14 protein-coding genes are annotated in these 19,498 nt (G+C 71.1%); 7 read left to right on the forward strand and 7 right to left on the reverse strand.

Annotated elements, in window-relative coordinates:
- Nucleotides 1–683: 683 nt before the first annotated feature.
- The gene (locus tag ABS642_RS06625) at nt 684–2,405 is read right to left on the reverse strand and encodes an ATP-dependent helicase (protein WP_350352698.1); all 1,722 of its coding nucleotides are present in this window, start codon (nt 2,403–2,405) and stop codon (nt 684–686) included.
- On the reverse strand, nt 2,402–3,283 hold the full coding sequence (gene nudC, locus ABS642_RS06630) for an NAD(+) diphosphatase (protein ID WP_282213905.1): 882 nt from the start codon (nt 3,281–3,283) through the stop codon (nt 2,402–2,404). The genes ABS642_RS06625 and nudC overlap by 4 nt, the downstream gene beginning before the upstream one ends.
- Before the next feature lie 97 nt (nt 3,284–3,380).
- Here nudC and ABS642_RS06635 point away from each other — a divergent pair, with 97 nt between their 5' ends.
- On the forward strand, nt 3,381–4,775 hold the full coding sequence (locus ABS642_RS06635; RefSeq protein ID WP_350352699.1) for a hypothetical protein: 1,395 nt from the start codon (nt 3,381–3,383) through the stop codon (nt 4,773–4,775).
- Here ABS642_RS06635 and ABS642_RS06640 read toward each other — a convergent pair.
- Nucleotides 4,721–8,266 carry an ATP-dependent DNA helicase gene (locus tag ABS642_RS06640; protein WP_350352700.1) on the reverse strand — a complete coding sequence of 1,182 codons (3,546 nt, stop codon included), beginning with the start codon at nt 8,264–8,266 and terminating at the stop codon, nt 4,721–4,723. The two genes, ABS642_RS06635 and ABS642_RS06640, sit on opposite strands and share 55 nt — an antisense overlap.
- Complete coding sequence (locus ABS642_RS06645; protein WP_350352701.1) at nt 8,230–11,439, reverse strand: ATP-dependent DNA helicase; 3,210 nt, start codon at nt 11,437–11,439, stop codon at nt 8,230–8,232. The genes ABS642_RS06640 and ABS642_RS06645 overlap by 37 nt, the downstream gene beginning before the upstream one ends.
- A gap of 149 nt (nt 11,440–11,588) precedes the next feature.
- Here ABS642_RS06645 and ABS642_RS06650 point away from each other — a divergent pair, with 149 nt between their 5' ends.
- The 3 genes from ABS642_RS06650 to ABS642_RS06660 are packed head-to-tail and all read left to right on the forward strand — an operon-like array spanning nt 11,589 to nt 12,630.
- Complete coding sequence (locus ABS642_RS06650) at nt 11,589–11,813, forward strand: DUF3107 domain-containing protein (RefSeq protein WP_282213909.1); 225 nt, start codon at nt 11,589–11,591, stop codon at nt 11,811–11,813.
- A gap of 7 nt (nt 11,814–11,820) precedes the next feature.
- Entirely contained in the window at nt 11,821–12,108 is a 288-nt protein-coding gene (locus tag ABS642_RS06655) for a hypothetical protein (protein WP_350352702.1), read from the forward strand.
- A gap of 18 nt (nt 12,109–12,126) precedes the next feature.
- Entirely contained in the window at nt 12,127–12,630 is a 504-nt protein-coding gene (locus tag ABS642_RS06660) for a hypothetical protein (protein ID WP_350352703.1), read from the forward strand.
- Here the strand turns inward: ABS642_RS06660 and ABS642_RS06665 are convergent.
- Entirely contained in the window at nt 12,627–13,340 is a 714-nt protein-coding gene (locus tag ABS642_RS06665) for a ferritin-like fold-containing protein (RefSeq protein WP_282213912.1), read from the reverse strand. The two genes, ABS642_RS06660 and ABS642_RS06665, sit on opposite strands and share 4 nt — an antisense overlap.
- Nucleotides 13,341–13,532: 192 nt before the next feature.
- On the opposite strand from ABS642_RS06665, the gene ABS642_RS06670 reads away from it, so the two are divergent.
- The gene (locus ABS642_RS06670) at nt 13,533–15,056 is read left to right on the forward strand and encodes a DEAD/DEAH box helicase (protein ID WP_350352704.1); all 1,524 of its coding nucleotides are present in this window, start codon (nt 13,533–13,535) and stop codon (nt 15,054–15,056) included.
- On the opposite strand, the gene ABS642_RS06675 is transcribed toward ABS642_RS06670, so the two are convergent.
- Both ABS642_RS06675 and ABS642_RS06680 read right to left on the reverse strand, forming a co-directional pair.
- On the reverse strand, nt 15,043–15,993 hold the full coding sequence (locus tag ABS642_RS06675) for a DUF817 domain-containing protein (RefSeq protein ID WP_350352705.1): 951 nt from the start codon (nt 15,991–15,993) through the stop codon (nt 15,043–15,045). The genes ABS642_RS06670 and ABS642_RS06675 overlap by 14 nt on opposite strands.
- Before the next feature lie 63 nt (nt 15,994–16,056).
- Nucleotides 16,057–16,926, reverse strand: coding sequence for a PHP domain-containing protein (locus tag ABS642_RS06680; RefSeq protein ID WP_350352706.1), 870 nt, complete (start codon nt 16,924–16,926; stop codon nt 16,057–16,059).
- A 63-nt stretch (nt 16,927–16,989) separates the two neighbouring features.
- Here ABS642_RS06680 and ABS642_RS06685 point away from each other — a divergent pair, with 63 nt between their 5' ends.
- Both ABS642_RS06685 and ABS642_RS06690 read left to right on the forward strand, forming a co-directional pair.
- Nucleotides 16,990–18,012 (forward strand): endonuclease/exonuclease/phosphatase family protein, encoded by a 1,023-nt coding sequence (locus tag ABS642_RS06685; RefSeq protein ID WP_350352707.1) that lies wholly within the window; start codon nt 16,990–16,992, stop codon nt 18,010–18,012.
- A gap of 37 nt (nt 18,013–18,049) precedes the next feature.
- Nucleotides 18,050–19,492 carry an aminopeptidase P family protein gene (locus tag ABS642_RS06690; protein ID WP_350352708.1) on the forward strand — a complete coding sequence of 481 codons (1,443 nt, stop codon included), beginning with the start codon at nt 18,050–18,052 and terminating at the stop codon, nt 19,490–19,492.
- Nucleotides 19,493–19,498: the final 6 nt, after the last annotated feature.

The following is a 19,498-nucleotide window of genomic DNA, read 5'->3' on the forward strand; positions in this document are numbered from 1 at the left end:
GACCCTCACCCGCCTGGATCCGAGCGCGCCGCTGCTCTGGCGCGATGAGCGAACCCTGCAGCTCGGCATCGACGAGGGACTGCGCATCGAGGCGGAGGCGCCGTGGGTGGAACTGCTGCTGAGCCGTCTGCGCTCCGGTTTCCGCCGCTCCGCTTTCGATGTGATCGCCCACGGCACGGGAGCGCCGCGTCAGGAGGCTCGGACGCTGCTGGCCCGGATCGAGCACCTCCTGATCGACGACCCAGCGGCGACCAGGCCTGCCTGGGTCGAGACCATCGGCATCACCGATGGGCGCGGCGCCTACCGTGCCAGAGAGGCGCTCGCCGACGAGGGGATCACGCTGGTAGACCGCTCGGTGCGCGACGCGGTCGGGGTCGTCCTCGTGCAGTGCGCCGCGGCGGCTGTGCTGTTCGCGCGCTATCTGCGTGAGGACGTCCCGCACCTGCCCATCGCCTTCGAGCCGGGCCACGTCACGGTCGGACCGCTGGTGATTCCCGGGGAGACCCCCTGTCTGGCCTGCCGAGACGCCGACGACGCCGATCGCGATCCGGCGTGGCCGCTGCTGCACGCCCAGATGATCGGTTACGGCCCCGTGGTGCTGCGGGCGGCGCAGGTGGCCGAGGGCGCGCTCCTGGCGTCGCGACTCCTCGCCGCCGACGGCGGAGGAGGCGAGATGGTCCGGGTCAGCGCTGACGGCTCGCGCGCGCGTCGCGCGGTGACGTTTCACGAAGGATGCCGGTGCCGCGCGCCGTCGTCCCCATCTCCGCCAGGAACCGCGATGGCGCCCGCTCTCCTCGCCCTGCCGAGCGCGACCACGAGATGTCCAGGGTACGCGCGGCGCGCGTGACCCCCACGTAGGCGAGTCGCCGCTCCTCGTCGATGGCCTCGAAGCTCGAGGCGTAGGAGATCGGCAGCGATCCCTCCGCCCAGCCCGCGAGATGCACGTGCGGCCACTCGAGGCCCTTCGCGGCGTGGAGCGTCGACAGCGTCACGGTGCGCATCGTCGGCTCGTGCTGATCCTTCGCCCGCGCCATCATGGCATCGCTGAACGTGCGCAGGTTCGCCTCGGGTCCTGCCTCCTCCGCCAGTCGCAGGATCGCCCGCCTGGCCTCCCAGCCGTCGCGCTGGGCGCCACCGGCCGCCGGCGGCTCGTCGGTCAGGCCGAGCTCGCGCAGCACCCGCTGCACGTTCGGCAGGAAGCCCTGCTCAGTGGGAGCCACGGCGGCGGCGCGCAGCGCGAGGATCGCCTGCCGCACCTCGGGCATAGCGAAGAAGCGCGTTCCGCCGAGGACCGAGGTCGGAATGCCCTCCGCCGCCAGCGCCTGCTGCAGCACGCCCGACTGCGCGTGCGCCCGGTACAGCACCGCGATCTCGGCCGGAGAAGCGCCGGCGGCGATCCGCGCGGAGATCGCGGCGGCGATGCCGGCGGCTTCGTCGGTCTCGGAGTCGTAGGCCGTGACGGTCGGAGCATCCGCGGTGAACTGCTCCCGCGCGGGAACGAGTTCCAGGGCGCCGGGGCGGCCGTGCATCAGGGCGTTGGCAGCGGTCAGGATGGGCGCCTGCGAACGGTAGTTCGTCTCGAGCCGCACGACGGTCGCGTCCGGGTGCCGTCGTTCGAACTCCAGCAGGAACCGCTGCTCGGCACCCGCGAACGAGTAGATGGTCTGGCTGGCATCGCCGACCACGCAGATGTCCTGGCGGTCTCCCAGCCAGAGCTCCAGCAGCCGGTTCTGCAGCGGCGAGACGTCCTGGAACTCGTCGACCGTGAAGTGCCGGTACTGTTCGTGCACGGATGCCGCGACCCGCGGTTCCGCCTCCAGCATCCCGGCGCACGCCAGGAGGACGTCCTCGAAGTCGAGCTGCCGGCGCTCGTCCTTCAGCGCCTCATAGCCGCGCATCAGCTCGCCCAGCTGCCCGGAGTCGATTCCCGTCACCGTGCGGCCGAGCGCGGCGTGCTGGTCGATCGACAGCATCGACACCTTGCGCCACTCGATCTCGGACGCGATGTCGCGGAGCGTGGCGGTGCTCGGTCGCAGCCGGATCGCGTCGGCTGCCTGCCCCAGCATCCGCACCTTGTTGGTGATGATGGCCGGGGCCGGCGAGCCCGCCAGAGTCGGCCAGAAGAAATTCAGCTGCGCGAGGGCGGTCGCATGGAACGTGCGGGCGGCGACGCCTTCGACACCGAGTGCCCGCAGCCGCCCCCGGAGCTCCCCTGCCGCCTTCGCGGTGAAGGTCACCGCCATGACCCGTGACGGCGAATACGCGCCCGTGTCGACGCCGTGCGCGATGCGATGCGTGATCACACGGGTCTTGCCGGTTCCGGCGCCGGCCAGCACGGCGACCGGACCCCGAAGGACGGATGCCGCGGCCCGCTGCGCCTCGTCGAGGGCATCGAGTGCGCTCACGCGTGATCCTCGTACCAGTCGATGATCAGGGCGCGCGCGATGGACGCCGGGCCCGGCAGCCCCACGGGGCCGTCGCCGGCGAGGGCGGAGGCGATCTCGCTCCGGGTGAACCACCGGACGTCGACGATCTCCTCACCGTCGGCGAGAGCCGTGGACTCGTCGTCGACGACGGCGCGGAAGCCGATCATCAGCGAGCGCGGGAACGGCCACGCCTGCGACGAGATGTAGCGCAGCGCCGAGAGGCGTACGCCGGATTCCTCCTCGATCTCGCGATGCACGGTCGCCTCGAGCGATTCCCCCGCCTCGGTGAAGCCCGCGAAGCACGAGTACATGCGCCCGCCCCAGTTCGCGTTCGCGCCGAGCAGCAGACGCTCGCCGTCGCGGCTCTCGACAGCGACGATCACGGCGGGGTCGTTGCGCGGGAAGTGGTCGCGGCCGCAGACGAGGCAGCGCCGTGACCAGCCGGCCTGACGCAGCTCGGTGCCGCCTCCGCAGGTCGGGCAGAAGGGCGCGTCGCGCAGCCAACCGGCCAGCGCGATCGCCTCGACGAGCAGTTCGGATTCGACGCGATCGATGCGCCCGCCGAGATCGCGCAGACCGAGCCAGATCTCGTCGGGGGCCGTGTCCAGGGCGTCGTTCTCGGGCGGTGCGACGGCGAGCAGCAGCACGGCCCCGTCCTGATCGCGACCGAGCAGCGCCCAGGTCGCGTCGCCCACGGCGTCGGCGGGAACGCGCAGCAGGGTCGAGTCGGCGACCCGTACGCGGCCTTCGCGCACCACGATGACCCGCGTGCCGGGGTCGTCTCGCAGGCGCTCGAGCACGTCCGGCTCCTCGCGGAGTTCGGCGGCGCGGTCGAGGGACGGGGGCTGAAAGGTCATCGACTCCCTCTCTCACGGGCGTGGCGGAGGCGGGACCGCCCCGGCGTCGACCTACCCTGGGGGCATGGGACGCTCTCCATTCACTCTAGCCGCGGCGGTGACGGCCGCACTGCCCGGCGCGGAGGTCACGGGTACTCGCCCTCTGAGCGCCGACGGCGACGGCCGATTCGATTCGGCGGTGGCCTCGCTGGCCGACGGCCGCGAACTCGCGATCCGTGTCGCCGACGACGAGGACGCCGCGCGCGAACTGGCCGCGGAGGCCCTCGCACTGCGGGCTCTGACCGACGGCGCCAGGGCGATGCTGCCGTTCCACGCACCCGAATACATCGGCGAGACCACGGTCGGCGCCGGTCGCGCGCTGGTGACCGAGCTCCTCCCCGGATTCCAGATCGAAGCGTCGCTCGTGCCCGCCGGGCGTGGCGCGGCCGAATCGATGGGTGCCGCCATCGCCGCCGTCCACGGGATGCCGACCTCGGTCGTGCGCGGCGCCGGCCTCGTGACCCGCTCGGCTGACGAGACTCGCGAGGAGTTGAGCCGCCTCGTCGACGCCGCGGCAGCGACCGGCCGGGTTCCCGCACGTCTCACGGTGCGCTGGCGCGACGCCGTCGCCGATGACGACCTGTGGCGGTTCGAATCGACCGTCGTCCTGGGCGGGGTCCAGGCGACCTCGTTCGTCTTCGCGGATCATCCGGAGCGCGGCCCCGAGGTCACCGGCCTCGTCGGCTGGCACGGACTCTCCGTCGGCGACCCGGCCGTCGATCTCTCCTGGCTGTCAGCTGCGCCGGACGCCGCACCCGACGTGCACGCGACCTACGCGCGAGCGGTCGACCGGGCGCCGGATCCGGGTCTCGAGGTCCGCGCACGATTGCTCGCCGAGCTGGAGTTCGCGCGCTGGCTCGTGCACGGCGACTCGATGCGCCGGCCCGACATCGTCGATGACGCCGCCGCTCTGCTCGAATCCCTCGCCGAGGGGCTGCGCACCGACGACCTCAGCATCATCGCCGCTCGCAGCGATGGCGTCGATTCCGCGATGGATGCTCTGGGCCGCGTGCCGGCCACGGCCGCCACCGACGTCGACACCTCCATGCAGACCGACGCCTACAACCCCAACGAGCTGTGGGCGGACGGCGCCGACGCCGATGACACTCGCGAGGACGGTACTCGTGACGACAGCACTCGTGCAGACGATCACGAGCCGGCATCGCCGCCCTGGGCCGAGCGCGCGGATGCGACCGATGCGCAGAGCGCGGAGGCGTCCCATCGTGCCGAGATGCTGAACCTCGAGACCGAGGATCTGTCCGGGGTCGCGAGCATGTTCGCCGGCACCAACGGTGTCGCGGGGGCGCGCGAGGACTCGCATCCCCTCGCCCCGCAGCGCGCGACCGACGCAGCGAGCGATGCCTCTGCTGAAGACTCCGCCGACGACTCCGAAGAGGCTCAACGCGCGGCGCGCGCCGCGCTCCAGCGGTGGAAGAGCTCGTCCTCCGAGTAGACCCGGTCGCCGCGGATGATGAGGTCGTCCGCGACGTAGTACAGCGCGACGTCGATCTCGTCCAGCGGCACCTCGAATCGCCGGTGGTAGGCGAGACGGTAGAGCGCGAGCTGCAGCATCCGCTCGTCCCGCTCCTGCGCTGTGCGCGGCGCCTTGCCTGTCTTCCAGTCGACGATCTCGATGCGCCCGCCGCGATCGTCACGGCGATACACGGCGTCGAGCTTGCAGATGACGATGTGCGCCTGCTCGGATCGCTCGGCCTCCTCGATTCCCGCGCCGAGCGCGAAGTCGATCTCGATCTCGACAGCGATCGGTCGGAGACCGCCCCACTCGCTGCGCTCGAACGTCTCCTGCAGCGCGGCCAGATCCGCGGCATCCGCCGACGACGCCGGACCGTCGGTACTGCCGTCGGACGAGAACCCGGGTTCGGAGGGGACCTCGTCCTCGTCGACCTCCCACAGAGCTTCGTCGACACGGCTGCCGACGCCGACGAGTTCCGAGCGCTGCTCGACCCAGGCATGGAAGAGCGTACCCAGTCGCGTCTGCCGGTAGGGACGCTCGGGCATCGGCCGCACGATCGATGACAGCGTGCCGGTGAAGTCGGTGACGTAGTCCTTGAAGCGCGATGCCGGGACCCGGGTCGGGGCCGCGACGTCGGTGCCCCGCTGACGCGCAGCGCGCTCCGCCAGCAGGCGGGTCAGCTCGGGAGACGGCTGTGCGAGGCCCGTTCGTGCCGCCTCCTCGACGGAGGTCGCCGCCGCGCTCACGGCGGCCCGCCGCGCGCCCAGCGGATCGAGCGGCCAGCTGAGCGTCGACCCCGGACCCTCGTACGGATTCTCGTCGGGGTCGACGGGCTCGATCGGATCGAGTCCCTGCACCTCGATGGCTTCGACGAGGTACGGGCTCGGGGTCCGAGGGGCCTTCTGTCCCGCCCAGTGCGCACCGCTGAGCAGCAGGTCGGTCCGTGCACGCGTCACCGCGACATACGCCAGTCGCCGTTCCTCCTGCTGCTGATACGCGCGGTAGGCGTCCTTGAAGCGCTTGAGCGCCCCGCCCTGCGGGTTGGCCTTCGTCGCTCCGCCCGAGAGCGAGGCCTGCGCGAGCTTCTGCCGCTTCTCGGGGTCGCCCTCCTCCCCCATCGCCTCGACGGGATCCCACTCGAAGCGCGGCAGAGCGTCGCGATCGCCGCGGAGCGCGAACGGCACGACGCCGAAGCCGAACCAGCCGGACGTGTCGGAGACGCGACTGGGCAGCTCGTCCGCGACCAGCCGGACCACGGCGACCGCGTCCCACTCCAGCCCTTTCGAGCCGTGGATCGTGAGCAGCTGGACCACTCCCGGTTCCGGCGGCTCCGGTCGGGGCATCAGCTCATCAGTGCTCTCGGCCTTGTCCAGCCAGGCGAGCAGGCTCCCGATGGTGCCGCGGTCGTCGGCGGCGAGGAACGCCCGCACCTCGTCGGCGAAGGCCCGCAGCTGGGTCGCGGCGATGCGGGCAGGGCCCCTGGTCTCGTTCGACGCGAGTTCGATGTCCAGACGCAGCTCCAGCTCGATCAGCCTGATCAGCTCGGGGATCGGCTGAGAGGAGGCGCGTCGCAGGCGCTCGAGCATCTCGCCCGCGGCCCGGATCCGGGCGCGTCCGTCCGGCGTGATCTGCTCGAGCATGCGGTAGTCGTCCCTGACAGCGCGCACGACGTCGACGGCGTCGATGATCGAGACGGCCTCGTCGGCGCCGCGCGATGACCGCAGCCTCGCGCGCACCTCTTCCGGCAGCGGTGCCATGTCGGTGTCGCGCTCGGCGAGAGTGCGGCCGAGGTCGTACAGCGCACCCATGTCGGCCACGCCCACGCCGAAGCGAGGGCCGGTGAGCAGGCGGATCAGCGCCGACCCCGCGGTCGGATCGTGGACGACCCGCAGTGTGGAGACGACGTCGACCACCTCCGGTGTCGTGAGCAGTCCACCGAGACCGAGGATCCGATGCGGGATGCCGCGGGCGGCGAGCGCTCCGGCGAAGGTCTGCATGTGCCGCTTGGACCGGAAGAGGATCGCGCCGGTGTGGGGCTTGTGCCCCTGCCCACGGACAGCGCCGTGCGCCTCATGCGCCGCGCGCCGCTCGGCGAACCACTCCGCCACGGCGGCGGCCTCGTCGTCGACCGTGAACGGGAAGCGCACGCTCACGACGCCCTCGCCCGCGCCCGGCCTCGGCTCGAGCGGTGGCACATCGAGTCCCGGCCGCTGCAACGGCTCGAGCACCCGGTTGGCGATGTCGAGGATGCCGCGGTCGTTGCGCCAGCTCGTCATCAGGCTGTACGTCTGCGCGGCTCCTGTGCTCGCGAACGTCTTCGAGAAGGCGTACAGGTTGTCGGCGCTCGCGCCGCGCCACCCGTAGATGGACTGGTGCGGGTCGCCGACGGCCATGACGGCCGAGTCGCGGAAGAGCTCCGCCAGGAAGCGCGTCTGGATGACGGACGTGTCCTGGTACTCGTCGAGAAGCACGACGCGGTGCTGCTCGCGGAGCTCGGCGCGCACGTCGGGGGCGGACTCGACGATGTCGTACGCGCCGCCCACCTGATCGGCGAAGTCGAGCACGCCGCGCCGCTCCTTCTCGGCCATGTAGTCGCGCACGAGGTGGGCGAGGGTCGGCAGGCTCAGCAGGTTCGACGCCGCCTTCTCCACGTCGGCGTTCGACCGGTAGGGCGCGAAGGCGAGTGCCTGATCCCGCGTGATCCGCTCCGCGAGCTCGAGGTCGACGCGGTGATCCAGTGCATCCCCGGCCAGCCGCTGCACCGCGTCGATCACGGTCCCGAGCGCGAAATCGATGTTCTCGAGCTCGGGGAGGTCGCTGCGCAGCACCACCTCGCGCGCCAGCATCCAGGACGCCGCCTGGCTGAGCATCGCCACGTCGGGGTCGCGACCGATCCGCGCGGCGTGCTCGCGGACGATGCCGTCGGCGAAGGCGTTGTACGTCGACACCCGCGGCCGGATCATCAGGTCCTCCGCGGCACGCGGCGTGGTCGGATCCCACCCGGTCTCGAAGCCCGCGGCCAGCTCGTCGAGCACGTGCGCACGCACGAGTTCGCGCTGGCGTCCCGTCGCCGCATCCTCGACGCGACGGAGCGCATCGCCGCGAACGATCTCGGTGAGGTGGGGCAGCAGTCCGCGTCGTCCATATTCGTCGATCACGGACAGGCGGGTCCCGATCCGCTCCGCGAGCTCCCCGGCCGCCTTGCGGGTGAAGGTGAGCCCGAGGATCTCGTCCCGGCGCACGTGCCCGTTGGCGACGAGCCACACGACGCGTCCTGACATCGTCTCGGTCTTGCCGCTGCCTGCGCCGGCCACGACGAGCGCCGGCTCCGGGGGCGCCTCGATCACGCGCTGCTGCGCGGCAGTGGGCGGCGGCTGGCCGAGTGCGACCGCGATATCGGTCGCGGACAGGCCGCCGGATGCCGCCCACGCGGTCATGAGCTCACCGCCGGCACGGTGTGGATGCGGCACGGGTGCACGCGGCGCTGCGTGTCGGCGCAGTGCGACTCGACCTGCGCCGTGAAGCTCGACGCCGACATGCCGCGCGCCGCGCCGGCGACCCGACGCAGGAACGCCGAGCGCGACTCGTCGTCGAGCGTGTGCTGGTGGGCGATGCGGTAGTCGCTCTTGGCGAGGGTCTTCGACACGATCACGAGGCGGGCGCCCGCGAGAGACTCCGGCGGAGCCCCCTCGATCAGCCCCTGCTGCACGGCGACCTGATACGCCGCGAGCTGGGCATGCTCGAGCACGCCGGAATCGGACTCGGGGTCGGTCTTGCCCGTCTTCAGGTCGACCACCACGGTCGGACCGTCGGGACCTCCCGACATGGGGTTCCAGCCGCGGCCGCGCGCCTGCGCATGCTCGCCGCTCCCCGGTGGGTAGGCCTCGACCCGGTCGATGTATCCGTGGATGATCGCCTGATTCGCGCGGTCCTCCCCGACCGCGTGAACGGCGGGCGTGGCCTCGTCGTCCGCCAGGTCGACGGCGAACCGGAACTCGACCTCGCTGCCGATGACCTCGCCCTCCTCGCGGCGCACGTCGCCGAGGTACGAGTGCAGCCGATCGACGAACAGGTCGGCGCGCCGGCGCTCCTTGCGGCCGATCCACTCGGTCTCGAAGTCGAGCTCGGGCCAGTGCTCGGCGACGATCGCGCGCATCTGCTCGAGATCGCCGTCGGGAACCCGCTCCATCGCCTCATGCACGATCGTGCCGATCCCGGCGGTCGGGGGCATCACGGTGTCGCCGCCGAGGGCTGTGACGACCCAGTTCAGTCCGCACTCCTCGTAGGATTCCATCTTCGACGGCGACACCCGCGCGCCGGCGACCGCCAGGTCGCGCAGCGGAGCATCCGTCGACGGCGGCGTCACCCCGTACCAATGGGCCGGATCCGCGCCCGGCACGCCTTCGCGCGCGAGGACGGCGAGCTGTCCGGCCGCCTCGCGCCGCAGCGGCTCGGCGGGGACGGACGTGAGCGTGCGGCGGTGACGCGCGACCATGCCGCGCAGGGTGAGCGGATGCTCAGCCGAGATGTGCCGTTCCGGCGGCTCTGGGGCGGGCAGGAAGCCGAAGAACGCGCTGGGCGTCAGGTCGTCGTCATCGACTGCCGTGATGAGGAGCCGGTCGCGCGCCCGGGAGATCGCACGCACGAACAGGCGCAGCTCGTCGTGCAGGGCGGCGCGCCTGCGGTCGACCACGCCGGGCGGCTCGATGCTCACCCCGGTGCGTGCGGCCTCCAGCTCGTCGGCCAGCCGCCAGGTCTGGAGCAGGCCTCCGCGCAGCCGCACATTCGGCCAGACGCCGTCCTGCACGCCCGCGACCACGACCACGTCGAACTCGGTTCCGAGTGCGGTCGCGGGTGTCAGCAGCGTGACCTTCCCGGGGCGATCGGGCGTCGAGAGCGAGTCCTCGGGCACCTCGCTGTCGAGGATGTCGCGGACGAACGTCTCGGGCTTCTCGTTGGGGGTGCGCTCGACGAACCGCTTCGCCGCATCGAACAGCGACACCAGCGCGTCGAGGGAGCGTGCCGTCTCCGCCCCGGTCGGCAGCTGCGAGATCTCCCGCCAGGCCACGTGCAGCCGGCGCCCGTCGACCGCGCGGGCCTGATCCCACACCCGCCACAGCAGGTCGTGGATCGTCTCCCCCTCGGCCGCCGCGCGAGCGAGCGCCTCGATCGTCTCGGCGAATCGTGCCGCCGTGCGCGATTCCGCCGCGTCGATCAGCGTCAGGTGGGCGGGGTTCGCCATCGCCTGCCGCAGCAGCTCTCGTGCGGGTGTCGAGCCGCCCTGCTGGAGCTCGATGTGCCGCAGACGCGCGCGCAGGCGCCGCAGCCCGATGGCGTCCATCCCGCCGAACGGGGTGCGCAGGGCCTCCTCCAGCGCCGCCGGGGTGCGTTCGTCCACCGGGGTCAGCGCGAGCCGCACGATCTCGACGATGTCGCGCACGATCCCCTCGCTGCCGAGCGGTCGCTGCACCCCCGCTGCTCGCGTCGGGATCTCGCGCGCGGCCAGCTCGGTCTCGAGCGTCGTCACCTGCCGCGTGTCGTGCGCGATGACCGCCATGCGATCCCAGCGCACACCGTCGGTGAGGTGCCAGTCCCGCATGACGCCGGCGATGCGGTCGAGCTCCTCGTACGGCGAAGGGGCGATGAACGTCGTGACCGCGGCATCGTCATCCTCGATCGGCGGGGCCGGAGCGCGACGGTGCTCGACACGGCCGGAGACGCCGATGGCCTGGGTGACCGTGCGCGTCAGTGCGGTGAGAGCCGGCTGCTGGCGGTGCGACCCGTCGAGGACATGCACGTCGCCCAGCACACCGGCGAGCTGCGCGAAGAGCTCGGGGCTGGCACCGCGGAAGGCTCCGGACGAGATGTCGGGGTCGCCGAACGCGAGCACCGCGATCCCCCTGCTCCGCAGGGCCCGCACCACCGCGATCCCGCCCCGGGTCAGCTCCTGCGCGTCGTCGATGAGCACAGCACGCAGGGGCGCGAGCGGGCCGAGAGCCGCGGGGTCCGCAGTCTGCAGGACCGAGCTCGCCTCGCTCAGCAGATCGGCGGCATCGCGGTGGGCCGAGCGCAGCGCGTCGAGGACCGTGCGGTACTCGACGAGGAACTCGGCCGCCGCGGCCCAGACCTCGTTGCCCGACGCGCGGAGCTCGTCGGGGTGGACGCCGATCTCGGTGCACTCGGCGAGGAAGGCACGCAACTCGGAGCGGAATCCTCGGGAGGCGCGCACGGATGCGCTGAGGGCCTCGGGCCACGGGATGCGCTCGTCCTCGGCGTCCCCCGCCAGCAGCTCGGCGATGATGCGGTCCTGGTCGGCACCGGTGAGCAGAGCCGGCGGCTCGGCGCCCGCGCGCACCATCGCTCCGCGCACCAGCTGGAAGGCGAACGACCCGAGCGAGCGCGCGAGCGGTCCCGGCGTCGCCTGCCCGATGCGCACGCCGATCCGGTCGCGCAGCGCGGTCGCGGCCTGGCGGCTCGGCGTGAGCACGAGCACCTCTTCCGGGCGCATCCCCTCGGTGTCGAGCAGGTGCACGACGCGATCCACGAGGGTGCGGGTCTTCCCGGTGCCCGGTGCGCCGATGATGACCCCGGAGGCGGTCGACGCGGCGGCGACGACGGCTCGCTGCGCAACATCCGGTGTCATGTCCTCCACGGTATCGGGGCGCGCGGACATCGTCGCCGCGCCCTGCCAGCGCACCGTGTGCGCTCACGGCGAAACCGGCTCCAGCGGCCGATCCCGCCCGGTGCGCGCGGGGTAGAGTTGGGCCAGTCCCCGAACTTCAAGGAGCACGCGTGGAAATCCGCATCGGCATCATCAACACCGGCCGCGAGCTGAGCTTCGACACCGGCGCGAGCGCGGACGAGGTCCGCACCCAGGTCTCCGCCGCCCTCGAGCAGAGCACGACGCACCTGAACTTCTCCGATGTGAAGGGCAACTCGTACCTCGTCCCGACCGCGAACCTCGCCTACATCGAGCTGGGCTCCGAGGAATCCCGCCGCGTCGGCTTCGTCGCCTGACCGGACGATGTACATCCTCCTCGCGCTCATCGGCGCGTGCGCCCTCGGCATCGGCGCGCACTACCTGATCGGCGGCCGCGATCTGCGCGGCGTCGCCGTGACCCCGGGCATCGCGACGGCCGTGTCGGCCATCGTCTACACGAGCCTGCAGTGGGCGGGCGTCGGCGAGGACAGCATCTGGCTCTGGCTCGCGAGCGTCCTCGGCGCCGTGGCCGTCGCCGTCCTGGCAACGGTGGCGATCGTCGCGGTCCGCCGCCGATCGGATGCCCAGGCCAAGGCCGCGCTCGGGATCTGATCCGGCGAGCGAGCTGACGTGGACGAGCGGCGCACGCTGCGCTGGATCCGGATCCGGATCTGCATCGCGATCATGATCCTCGGGCTGTTCGTCAGCGGTGTCACGGCGTTCCCGCTGCGGGTCGAGCTGGGGATCGGCTCCGACATCCTCCACTCGAGCCCTGCCGTGGACTGGTTCCCCGACGCGGTGGCGTGGGTCGACCGGGTCGCCGCTGCACTGGTCGACGTGGACGGTCGCTACCCGTTCATCTCGTACGGCACGGATTGGCTCGCGTACGCGCACCTCGTCCTCGCGGTGGTCTTCATCGGCCCGATGGTCGATCCGGTGCGCAACATCTGGGTGATCCAGTTCGGCGTGATCGCCTGCGCCGGGATCATCCCCCTCGCCCTGATCGCGGGGGGCATCCGCGGCATCCCGCTGGGGTGGCAGCTGATCGACATGTCGTTCGGCGTGCTCGGCGTGATCCCGCTGCTGATCGCCTGGCGACTCACCGCTCGACTCGAGCGGATGCGATCGGCCTAGGAGGCCAGCCCCATCGCGTCCATGCGCCGAGCGTGCGCACCCATCAGCTCGGTGTACACAGGCTCGATGCGCTCGTCATCGGCCGCGAGCCGCTCCGGGCGCAGCGCCGAGCGGCAGACGAGGATCGTGTCGCCGACGAGCCGGCGCGCCCACATCGACAGCAGGGAGCGCCACTCCTCGTCGCTCTCGATCGTCTCCTGGATGATCGCGACGATCTCGTGTCGCGCATCGTCCTCTCGCAGGATCTCCACCACGCGGCGGCCGGTGTCGGCGTAGCTGGAGGCGAGGGCCAGGTAGAAGTCGTCGAGCATGCCTGCGGTGATGTAGACCGCGAGGAGCGTCTCCCTCGGACGCGCACCGATGGTCTTGCGGCGGAAGGCGTCGAGGTTCTCACGGAACGGCAGCATGAGCTGCGTGGGGTCGTCGCCGCGCGCGGCGATGAGGTCGATGATCGCGCGGTGCTTGGTCAGGGCCGCTCCGGCCGCACGGGAGAGCGACTCCTTCTCGGAGAGCTCGGGCGTCGCCCGGATCAGACGCGTGAGCGTCTCGAAGTAGCCGAGCTGGAGGTAGGCGGCCTGGCCGAGGAAGCGATTCAACTCGGGCGCGAGCTCGGCGAAGTCGACGCGGGTCGCGTCGCCCTGATCGCCCCGACTGCGGAGGGCCAGCGTGCGGCGCGGCGCGGCGTCGCGCTGCCAGAACCACTTAACCACGAGGCCTCCCTGTCGAGTTCACCACGTCGTTCACAATACTCGGGCGCAGGGCCTCTTCCTGGCCCGCACCGGCCCTCGGGTAGGCTGGGCGTGTCCCGCCGTCGGAGCGGGCCCCCGCGCCTGTGGCACAAGAGACGGCGTGGATCCGTTTACGTGGTGACCCAGAGGGTCGCCGGACAGGCAATTGAACAAGTGACAACTTTCGCTGAACTCGGTGTCGATCAGGACATCGTCGACGCACTCGCCGCCAAGGGCATCATCGAGGCGTTCCCCATTCAGGAGCAGACCATCCCCCTCGGCCTTCCCGGCCAGGACATCATCGGCCAGGCCAAGACCGGAACCGGAAAGACCTTCGGCTTCGGCATCCCGGTCGTCCAGCGCCTCGGCAAGGACCCCGAGCATGGCGTGAAGGCGCTCATCGTCGTCCCGACCCGCGAGCTCGCCGTGCAGGTGTACGAGGACATCGACCTGCTCACCAGCAACCGCTCCACGAGCGTCGTCGCGATCTACGGCGGCAAGGCCTACGAGGGCCAGATCGATCAGCTCAAGGCCGGCGCGCAGATCGTCGTCGGCACGCCCGGTCGACTGATCGACCTCGCCGGACAGCGTCTGCTCGACCTCTCCAACGCGACCGAGGTCGTGCTCGACGAGGCCGACAAGATGCTCGACCTCGGCTTCCTCGCCGACATCGAGAAGATCTTCCAGAAGGTTCCGGCCGTCCGGCACACGCAGCTGTTCTCGGCGACCATGCCCGGTCCGATCGTCGCGCTCGCCCGCCGGTTCATGTCGAACCCGATCCACATCCGCGCGACCGATCCTGACGAGGGCCTCACGCAGGCGAACATCAAGCACCTCGTGTACCGCGCGCACTCGATGGACAAGGACGAGATCATCGCCCGCATCCTGCAGGCCGAGGGTCGCGGCAAGACCGTGATCTTCACGCGTACCAAGCGCGCGGCGCAGCGCCTCGTCGACGAGCTGGGCGACCGCGGCTTCAACGTCGGCGGCGTGCACGGCGACATGGGTCAGGATCAGCGCGAGCGCTCGATGGCCGCGTTCAAGGCCGGCAAGCGCGACGTGCTCGTCGCGACCGATGTCGCCGCGCGTGGCATCGACGTCGACGACGTGACCCACGTGATCAACCACACGATCCCGGACGAGGACAAGACGTACCTGCACCGTGCGGGCCGCACCGGCCGCGCGGGGAAGACCGGAATCGCCGTGACGTTCGTCGATTGGGAGGACCTGCACAAGTGGGCCCTCATCAATCGTGCTCTCGAATTCGGCCAGCCCGAGCCCGTCGAGATCTACTCGTCGAGCCCGCAGCTGTTCGAGGACCTCGACATCCCGGCCGGCACGAAGGGCCGCCTCACGACCGCGCCGAAGACCCAGTCGGTGAAGACCGAACGCACGCGTCGCCCCGAGCGGGCAGCGGATGCCGCCGCCGAGGGCACCGACGAGAGCGGCACCCGTCGTCGTCGGCGTCGTCGCAACAGCGAGAACCCGGTCGGCTCCACGTTCGCGGAGGGCACGTCCGATGCTGCCTCGAGTGACGGGCAGTCCGCGCAGGCAGCCGACCGCAGTGCTGACGGCGGCGGCACCCATGACGGTGCGGGCAAGGAGCACCACGACGGAAAGCCGGCACCGGCACGCCGTCGTCGTCGCCGTCGCGGCGGCTCCGGCGCGCCCGGCGCCGCTCCCGTCACCGGGGCCTGATCGACGTCGGACCGACCGATGCGGGAGGGGCGGATGCTGCGCGAGCGGCATCCGCCCCTCTGCTGTCTCCCGATTCCGTGCGCAGCATCGACGCGGGGACCTGCGGCGGATAGACCCACGCGACCAGAACCACCGAGATGATCATCAGCAGGAACCACGAACTCAGCTTGCTCGGCGAGACGGGCTGCCAGCTCTCGGCCTGGTCCGGGTACGCCCACGCGCCGGCCCAGGTGCCGATGTTCTCGGCGAGGTAGATGAACACCGCCACCCCGGCGAACACCAGCAGGAGCGGGAGTCGGAGGGTGCGGCGCCAGACCCGAGCGTGCATCACGGTGGGCAGCCAGAGCAGCACGACACCGGCGAGCAGCACCCAGCGGGCATCCCACCACCAGTGGTGCGTGAAGAAGTTCAGATAGATCGCCGCGGCCAGGATCGCCGTGATCCACCGACGCGGGTAGCGACTGAAGCCCAGGTCGAACAACCGGTACACGCGCACCATGTACGAGCCGACGGCCGCGTACATGAAGCCGCTGAACAGCGGGACGCCGCCGATCCGGAGGAACCCGTCCGCGGCATAGGCCCAGGAGCCGGCATCCGTCTTGAACAGCTCCATCACCGTGCCGGTGAGATGGAACAGGACGACGACCCACAGTTCGCGTCCGCTCTCGAGGCGGAACACCAGCATCGCGATCTGGATGACCACGGCGGCGATCGTGAGCGCGTCGTTGCGGGCGAGGGCCGCGTCGTCCGGGTACCAGAGCTGCGCGGCGACGATCACGAGCAGCAGCGCTGCACCGAAGATGCACGCCCAGGCCTGCTTGAGGACGAACACCGCGCACTCGACGAGTGCGCCGCGGATGCCGTTCGCCGGAGCGCCGAGGAGCACGCGCCTCGCCGTGGCATCGACACGGCGCTCCAGGGAAGTCGCTCGCTGCATGCCTGGAACCGTATCCGCGCCGTTCGACAGGCCGCAGGGAGTCTCCCGACAGAATGCCGAGGATCAGGGAAAGCGCACGGCCGTTCCGGTCGCGCGCCCTATGATCCGGGCGACCATCTCCTCGGACGTCGTGTTCTCGCCCGGACGGTTGGGTTTGCCGCTGCCGTGATAGTCGCTCGAGCCGGTCACGATGAGGTCGTGCGCGGCGGCGATCCCGCGCAGCTTCCGCTTGCCCGCCTCGGTGTTCTCCCGGTGGTCGATCTCGAACCCGCCGAGCCCGGCGGCGATCAGGCGCTCGAGGTAGGGCACCGGCATCATCAGGTCTCGGCCGGTCACCGGGTGGGCGATGACCGCCACTCCCCCGGCATCCGTGATGAGGCGGACCGCCGTGAGCGGGTCGGGAGCGTAGTGGGGCTCGTAGTACCCCTCGCGCGGATGGAGGATGCCGTCGAAGGCCTCGGTGCGGTCGCGCACGATCCCTCGGGCGATCAGCGCATCGGCGATGTGCGGGCGCCCGACGGTGGCGTCGAGCGTGGTCTGAGCCAGCACGTCGTCCCAGTGCAGGTCGTAGTCGCGTCCGATGCTCCGGACGATCCGCTCCGCTCGTCCGATCCGATCGCCGCGGATCCTGTCCGTCTCGGCCAGGAGAGCCGGGTCCTCCGGATCGAAGAGGTACCCGAGCACGTGCACGCTGCGCCACTCGTGCTTCGCCGAGAGTTCCATCCCGGGGAGGAACGTCATCCCCAGCGCTGCGGCGGCATCGCCCGCCTCCCGCCACCCCGTCGAGCGGTCGTGGTCGGTGAGCGCGACCGTCCGCACGCCGTGCGCGTGCGCCTGCCGGACGACCTCCGCGGGGCTCTCCGTGCCATCGGAATGGTTGGAGTGCAGGTGCAGGTCTGCAGGACCGGCGAACCCGTGCGACGGAGTGGACATCCTCTCAGCGTACCGAGCACGGACGGCAGGGACTTCACAGGCGGCGCTTCTAGGCTTGTCAGGATGCTTCGACTACTGGGGGTCCTGTTCACCGTGCTGCTCGCGATCGCGACGGCGATCGTGGTGTGGCCGCAGTTCTTCCACCTCGAGCAGACCTATCCGTTCGCGCAACTGGTGTCGGCTCGCGGCCCCGTTCTGGCCGGATTCCTCATCGTCGCGGTTCTCGCGCTCCTGCTGCTCCTCGCTCGTCCGCTGCGAGGGTTCGCGGCATCCGTCCTCATCGTGGCTCTGGTCGGAGCGGGAGCGATCGGCGCGATCGGCGCCGTGCGCGGCTTCGGAGCCTCCGCGCTCCCGGAGAAGACCGCGGACAGCGTCCGCGTGCTGACCTGGAACACCGCCGGCGAGGCGGTCTCGGCCGCGGACATCGCGCAGCAGATCCTCGAGCAGGGTGCCGACATCGTCGCGCTTCCGGAGACCACACAGGCGGTCGGAGAGCAGATCGCGCTGATGCTGCGGGAGCAGGGACACCCGATGTGGGTGCATCACGTGCAGTTCCGTCCCGACGTGGAGGACGGTCCGCAGTCCTGGCAGACGACCGTGCTGGTCGCCCCCGAGCTCGGCGAGTACTCCGTGATCGAGTCGTCGAAGGATGGCACGAGCAACACCGGATCCGTGCCGAGCGCCGTGCTCATGCCCATCGACGGCGCAGGACCCACCATCGTCGCGGTGCACGCGGTGGCGCCGCGCATGGAGGAGATGGAGCAGTGGCGGCAGGACCTGCAGTGGATCGCCGACCAGTGCCCTCCGGGCGACTTCATCCTCGCCGGCGACTTCAACGCCACGATCGACCACATGGCGCCGCTCGGCATGGACGGGGGCGACATCGGGTACTGCCGCGACGGGGCGTCGCGCACGGGCAACGGGATGACCGGCACCTGGCCGAGTTCGCTCCCTCCCCTGGCCGGTGCCCCGATCGACCACGTCATGGTCTCGAAGAACTGGACGCCGTCGGGCTCCGTCGTGCTCGAAGACGCGGGCGGCAGCGACCACCGCGCCCTCGTCGTGCAGCTGGAGCCGGCCGGCTGAGCTTCTGCGCCTGCCCACCAGATGACAGACTGGAGGGATGAGCACCGCAGAGCGCGACACGATCGCACAAGCCGCCGGAGAGATCCCCGCCGAAGTCACGACGGAGACCGTCGAGAACAGCAGCACCAATCGCAAGCAGCCCTTCCCGCAGGGCTTCCTCGACACGATCTCGACCGGCTGGGCCGAGCGGCCGGAGACCCTTCCGGCTCCGCGGGCACAGGCCGCGTTCGCGGCGACGCGGCGGGCGGCGGTCTCCGCGGCCTTCCCCGGCAAGCGACTGGTGATCCCCGCCGGCTCCCTCAAGCAGCGCAGCAACGACACCGACTACGTGTTCCGCGCGCACTCGGCATTCGCCCACCTCACCGGCTGGGCGTCGGATGCCGAGCCCGACTCGATCCTCGTCTTCGAGCCGACGGACGCCGGACACGACGTCACCCTCTACTTCCGCGAGCGCGCCGACCGCACCACGACCGAGTTCTACGCCGACGCCACGGTCGGCGAGTTCTGGATCGGCCCGCGGCCCTCCCTCGCCGGCGTCGCAGCCGACCTCGCGATCGCGACAGAGCACCTGCACGAATTCGCACCGGTCGACGGCGAGCTGATCCTCGACGACGATGACGACCTCACCCGCGTCGTCTCCGAGCTGCGCCTGATCAAGGACGAGTTCGAGATCGCCGAGATGCGCCGCGCCGTGGACATCACCGCGCACGGCTTCGACGACATCATCCGCGAGCTGCCGCAGGCGATCGACCACGCACGCGGAGAGCGCGTCGTCGAGGGCGTCTTCCACCGCCGCGCGCGCGAGGACGGCAACGGCGAGGGGTACGACACCATCGCCGCCTCTGGTCCGCACGCCTGCTACCTGCACTGGACCCGCAACGACGGCAGCGTCGTCCCCGGCGACCTGATCCTCGTCGATGCCGGCGTGGAGGCGGACAGCCTGTACACGGCCGACATCACCCGCACGCTTCCGGTGTCGGGCACCTTCACCGAGGTGCAGCGTCGCGTCTACGAGACCGTGCGCGAGGCCGCGGATGCCGCGTTCGCCGCAGCGCGCGTGGGCGTGCGGTTCCGCGACGTGCACGCCGCGGCGATGACCGTGATCGCCGCCCGCACCGCCGAGTGGGGTCTGCTGCCGGTCACGGCCGACGAGGCCCTCGACGCGGATGCCGGCGGGCAGCACCGCCGCTACATGGTGCACGGCACGTCGCACCACCTGGGCATCGACGTGCACGACTGCGCACAGGCGCGTCGCGAGATGTACTACGACGGCATCCTCGCGCCCGGCATGGTGTTCACGATCGAACCCGGCCTCTACTTCCAGATCGACGACCTCACGGTGCCCGCGGAGCTTCGCGGCATCGGCGTGCGCATCGAGGACGACATCCTGATGACCGCCGACGGACCCGTGAATCTGTCGGCCGGGATCCCCCGCACGGCCGACGAGGTCGAGGCCTGGATCGCCCGCGTGCAGAGCTGACACGCG

The sequence above is a fragment of the Microbacterium sp. A8/3-1 genome, from assembly GCF_040267695.1.
GTDB lineage: Bacteria > Actinomycetota > Actinomycetes > Actinomycetales > Microbacteriaceae > Microbacterium > Microbacterium luteolum.

Excerpts from the sequence above, each read along its gene's own strand:
- ABS642_RS06675 (WP_350352705.1), bottom strand. The coding sequence starts at position 15,993 with ATGCAGCGAGCGACTTCCCTGGAGCGCCGTGTCGATGCCACGGCGAGG.
- ABS642_RS06645 (WP_350352701.1), bottom strand. The coding sequence starts at position 11,439 with ATGACACCGGATGTTGCGCAGCGAGCCGTCGTCGCCGCCGCGTCGACC.
- ABS642_RS06655 (WP_350352702.1), top strand. The coding sequence starts at position 11,821 with ATGTACATCCTCCTCGCGCTCATCGGCGCGTGCGCCCTCGGCATCGGC.
- nudC (WP_282213905.1), bottom strand. The coding sequence starts at position 3,283 with ATGACCTTTCAGCCCCCGTCCCTCGACCGCGCCGCCGAACTCCGCGAG.
- ABS642_RS06680 (WP_350352706.1), bottom strand. The coding sequence starts at position 16,926 with ATGTCCACTCCGTCGCACGGGTTCGCCGGTCCTGCAGACCTGCACCTG.
- ABS642_RS06690 (WP_350352708.1), top strand. The coding sequence starts at position 18,050 with ATGAGCACCGCAGAGCGCGACACGATCGCACAAGCCGCCGGAGAGATC.
- ABS642_RS06685 (WP_350352707.1), top strand. The coding sequence starts at position 16,990 with ATGCTTCGACTACTGGGGGTCCTGTTCACCGTGCTGCTCGCGATCGCG.